This window comes from Acinetobacter sp. L-24, assembly GCF_056857555.1.
Window position 1 is genome coordinate 1 of record NZ_JBSXNI010000005.1, and the last position, 3,872, is coordinate 3,872.

Sequence of the window (3,872 nt, forward strand, 5' to 3'; positions counted from 1 at the left end):
AAATACGCACTAATATCTACCAACCCACCTTGTCACAACAACTAACAGTTTTAAGAAACAATCAGATCGTATCGACACGACGGGAGGGTAAACAGATTTTTTATCAATTAAGCGATATGCGCGTGTTAAAAATCATGCAGACACTCTATGAAATTTATTGCAGTCACGATTAAGGTTCTGTCGCATTTCACCCTTTACAGTATCTAATCTAGTTCTTAATGCGATAGAACCATTTAACATAATGGTGGTTATACGAAGTACACTTGTATATTAATATAAAAATCAATATCTTAAAAATTTACACCAAACCCTAAGATCCATAAAAAGCCGATTTTGAAACAAGTCGGCTTTTTTATGATCGTTTTTGATAGTTCTTGCCAATAATTTTGTTTAAAAAGTAATCAATTTTAGCATTTTTCAAATTTTATCAATGCCTCAATGTCCAAAATTATCCACATTTTTTGTGGATAAAATTTAGGCTATTTTGTACGCCTGGGCTTACGTAAATTCTGGTTCTTTACGGCTGTCCAGGATAGGTGAATTTTCCTATGATGAAGCCATAGAGAACAGGATGTTCCAAACAACAAGAATAAGAAAGATCGCACCAGGAACGTGAGGTAAGACAGGAGTCATACTTAGCAACCCAATATGAAAAACCCCGGCAGGATGCCGGGGTTTTTTATTATCTAAACTTCTTAAACTAAAGTTGGATGAGCATCTAGAATACGAATTAAGGTCGCTGCAGGACCAGTCGGATAGCGACGGCCCTGTTCCCAGTTTTGGAGCGTTCTCGCGCTGATATGCAAACATGCAGCAAAATCTGCCAGGGTTAGACCTAAATACAGCTTTAGACATTGAAAATACGACACAAACTGTCGCCACGAATAGTTTATCGATTGTTTTTCACTCAAAATCAATTGATTATCTTAGTACTAAATTATTGTATTGGATGTAAAAAGTATGGCTATTTACGGTAATTCTAAATTTTTAAAACATATCCCTGATTGGGAAGGTTGGGATAAAGTATATAAACCTAGTGAGCAAGTCCCACATTCTGGGATTTATAGATGCACAGGGTGTAATAAGGAAATTACATCAAATAAAGGAGATAAATTTCCTCCTCAAAATCACCATCAACACGGCTCAACCTTAAACAATATCCAATGGAAAATTATTATTTTTACAGATACTGCTGGTGAATATACCTACTAAAAATAAAAAACCAGTAAAAACATTATTGTTTTTACTGGTTTTGTTTTAGCCGATGCCTAAAAAACGATATCTGACTCTTACAGTCTAACCTCGTTCAACGGTGTTGCTCGGACCCATAAATAGTAATTCATTCTTGTTAGAAGAAATTTGTACTATTTACTTCATTTTTATCGACCATTGGGCACAGAAATGGTCCATAAAGTAATATAAAATATTACTTTACACTTCTAATCATAAGCTACATATTCAATGAATGCAATCCTATTTACATAACCTCAAACTTTACTTAACAAGGAAATACCTAAGATATTTTGCTTTGGAATCCCACTTCGGACCAAACATTCAATTGCTGAGTTAATAGTGCTTCCAGAACTAATAAGATCCTCAATGAATATATAATAATGATCAGGATAAGTTTTAAAATTTTCCGCCAACTTCAATGTCGATATATATGGTCTAATTTTTACATCAACAGCTTTCATTTTAAATACAGCATGCGGATCATCTTTTAACTTTTTTAAATCAGATAGAACTTTATTCGCTGAACTTCTTAGTTTTTTAGGTACTTCGACCTTAGAAAAGTCTTCATAAATTTCACTTATAGTTTTTTTTTCAAAACAAGAATCATAAACAGATACAGGCTCTTTGAAACTATCACAGTTACTAATTGATATAGCTGTATCATAAACAACGTTACTTGATGATGGTATGCATAAAATATTATTAAATATTAGATGTTTACTAATAATTTTTTTTATTATTAAATCTTTATTAATTGAAAATTTTTCCCATTCTTCAGTAGTAATGGAATATCCTTTCATCCCTTTCAAAGCAAATATTAAAGGATTTCCATCTCCTGGATTATTTTGTCCGTTCGATTGAGTATGTAACCTTCTGAAGATGCTATAGACTAAAACCCCACTATACCGCTGTGATTGCGGATTCGACTCTATAGATGTGTTAACTAAAAGTTCACGGTTTGGATCAAAATACACCTCCTTACTTTCTGTAACTATTAATCCCAACAGAAACTCCGAAAAATTCTAAAAAATAGTACTTAATTTTATACTTTATTACTTCTAAATACGAAGTTTGAAAAATATAAAATTAAATTAATCATAAATTTAAAGTAAAATTTAAAAAAATATTTAATACAAAACCTCTTATCTAAAATTAAAAAAAGCCTAAATCTAAATCTATGCTTTAAACTTTTAAGGATACGTAAATTGAGGATTTCTTTTTTTAAAAAAAGTATCATATAGACAAATTCTTAATAAAAAACAATTCCATGGAAATTTTCGAATCAAGTAAGTTGTTTTTATTTATTGTCTTTGCGATCCCGGGGTTCATTGCAATAAAAACATATTCATTACTATGCCCCAATCAAGATAAGGATAGTACAAAATTAATAATTGATGCTATTACATATAGTTGCATGAACTATGCAATCCTAGGTCCTTTCATCTATATGATGCTATTCAGTAAAAAATGGGTGTTTATATGTTCATTTTTTACATTTAGCTTTTATGCCTTTGTAATGCTTATTTTTCCGGCCTTCTTAGCATGGCTTTGGTTAAGACTTAGAGAATTAGAATTTTTTAGGAAAAATGCACCTCACCCGACACCTAGACCATGGGATTTTGTTTTCAGTGATACCTCTACTTGGTATTACGTAATTATTACCTTATCTGATGGTACTAAAATTGCTGGACAATATAGTGGAAACTCGTTCACTTCAAGCTATCCAGAAGAACCTCAAATGTATTTAGAGAAAACTTGGGTGTTAAATGAAGATGGGGGGTTTGAAAGAGAACGAGTATCTTCTAAAGGAATTATAGTATTATCCAAAGATATTCAAAGTATTGAGTTATTTGAACATCCATAACAGGAATTATAATTATGTCAAAGATCCGTTTACCGGCAATGGAGGGTTATCAGCCATCTAGCAGACCAAATGATAGTCAAACTAGAGGTTACCAACCTCAACAAGTCACAAATACAACAACATCATCAAATAAAACACCGCCAAAGAAACCATAGAGCTAAAATATGACTGATAAAAATCGTAGATTCCCAATAGGTGATGGGTACAAACCAACCTCAGGTACACCAAATAATCCTAAACCTGGAGCTGGTTACCAACCAGAAAAATCAGGAGGAACTAACCCTACTAACCCACAAAAACCATCTTCTCCACCTAAAAAACCATAAGTTAGAGAGATAATAATGTCTAAAAATAATATTCAGTACGCTAATACTGTTAAAGATTCTAATAACACGTTTGGTTATCAGCCTACAAAATCCTCTAGCAATACTCCATCACATACGCCTGTACAAACATCATCACCACCCAAAAAACCTTAATCTACTTTGAACCATAATACACATTATATGAAAGGCCTTATTAATGAGCCTTTCATTCATCTATTTAACATAAAATCTCTTATACGAAGTGGCGGTGTTAGAACCCATTTAAACCGTTTTTTACTTCTATAGTCTTTTAAATATTAGCCTCCATCCAGAGGTGCATCAGTGCATCAGTGCATCAGTGCATCAGTGCATCAGTGCATCAGTGCATCAGTGCATCAGTGCATCAGTGCATCAGTGCATCAGTGCATCAGTGCATCAGTGCATCAGTGCATCAGTGCATCAGTGCATCA

General features: G+C 33.0%; 4 protein-coding genes and 2 pseudogenes. 4 read left to right on the plus strand and 2 right to left on the minus strand.

All coding sequences use genetic code 11. The features are described 5' to 3' along the window. Positions 1–173 (plus strand): annotated as a pseudogene (locus AC13CK_RS00120) (transcriptional regulator); the annotation flags it as partial. 522 nt (positions 174–695) lie between these two features. Here the strand turns inward: AC13CK_RS00120 and AC13CK_RS00125 are convergent. Continuing rightward, positions 696–836 (minus strand): annotated as a pseudogene (locus AC13CK_RS00125) (helix-turn-helix domain-containing protein); the annotation flags it as partial. A gap of 124 nt (positions 837–960) precedes the next feature. Here AC13CK_RS00125 and AC13CK_RS00130 point away from each other — a divergent pair. Next, entirely contained in the window at positions 961–1,212 is a 252-nt protein-coding gene (locus tag AC13CK_RS00130; RefSeq protein WP_482830846.1) for a hypothetical protein, read from the plus strand. A 275-nt stretch (positions 1,213–1,487) separates the two neighbouring features. Here AC13CK_RS00130 and AC13CK_RS00135 read toward each other — a convergent pair whose 3' ends face one another. Further along, positions 1,488–2,237 carry a hypothetical protein gene (locus tag AC13CK_RS00135; RefSeq protein ID WP_482830847.1) on the minus strand — a complete coding sequence of 250 codons (750 nt, stop codon included), beginning with the start codon at positions 2,235–2,237 and terminating at the stop codon, positions 1,488–1,490. Positions 2,238–2,500: 263 nt separating this feature from the next. Between AC13CK_RS00135 and AC13CK_RS00140 the strand changes: the two genes are divergently transcribed. Further along, positions 2,501–3,097 carry a DUF6338 family protein gene (locus AC13CK_RS00140; protein ID WP_482830848.1) on the plus strand — a complete coding sequence of 199 codons (597 nt, stop codon included), beginning with the start codon at positions 2,501–2,503 and terminating at the stop codon, positions 3,095–3,097. Between the two features lie 164 nt (positions 3,098–3,261). Further along, positions 3,262–3,423 carry a hypothetical protein gene (locus tag AC13CK_RS00145; RefSeq protein WP_165383258.1) on the plus strand — a complete coding sequence of 54 codons (162 nt, stop codon included), beginning with the start codon at positions 3,262–3,264 and terminating at the stop codon, positions 3,421–3,423. The last annotated feature ends 449 nt before the right edge of the window (positions 3,424–3,872 follow it).

Bases quoted from the DNA above. Each gene is read 5' to 3' on its own strand.
- AC13CK_RS00145 (WP_165383258.1), top strand. From the start codon at position 3,262: ATGACTGATAAAAATCGTAGATTCCCAATAGGTGATGGGTACAAACCA.
- AC13CK_RS00130 (WP_482830846.1), top strand. From the start codon at position 961: ATGGCTATTTACGGTAATTCTAAATTTTTAAAACATATCCCTGATTGG.
- AC13CK_RS00140 (WP_482830848.1), top strand. From the start codon at position 2,501: ATGGAAATTTTCGAATCAAGTAAGTTGTTTTTATTTATTGTCTTTGCG.